This window comes from Pararcticibacter amylolyticus (assembly GCF_003130405.1).
Classification (GTDB): Bacteria; Bacteroidota; Bacteroidia; order Sphingobacteriales; family Sphingobacteriaceae; genus Arcticibacter; species Arcticibacter amylolyticus.
On the sequence record NZ_QEAS01000111.1, the window covers coordinates 1 to 476 of the forward strand.

1 protein-coding gene is annotated in these 476 nt (G+C 59.9%); it reads right to left on the reverse strand.

The features are described from left to right. Window positions 1-476, reverse strand: a 476-nt coding sequence (locus tag DDR33_RS25300) for an RHS repeat-associated core domain-containing protein (protein WP_317047479.1), incomplete at both ends; no start/stop codon positions are given.

Below are 476 nucleotides of genomic sequence, written 5' to 3' on the forward strand. Positions count from 1 at the left end.
GTCCGGGCCATGCCCCAGAACCCACCCCATGAGCCTGTGGCCGAGATGTATTCTGCCCCTTCGTAGAGAGCATCCGTTTCAGAACCGAAGTAGCTGAACCCTCCGTCCGGTGTCCAGCTTCCCCCGAAGGCCGAGTTCAGCATCATGCTGATCACATCAATGGTACCTCCTCCACTATTGCCTCCCCCATGCGGCGGCAGCGCCTCCAGCTTCTTGTCCCCCAGAGGGTCATTGTACATCACCGGGTTGTTCCCCGAATAATGATACGTGCTCACCGCGTCCGAAGCTTCCGCCATCGGGTCTACCCCAAGGAAACGCCCCAGGGCCGCATCATAGTTCCGGTAATACGTCTGGTAGTAGTCCGGAAGGTCCCCGTAGTCGTTCTGCCACTCCGAGCCCCCGTTGTACAGGTTCCTGTTCGGCTGGGTGGGAAGGCTGCCCCCCGGCATCACCAGCCCGTAAGGGTAATAGCTGTT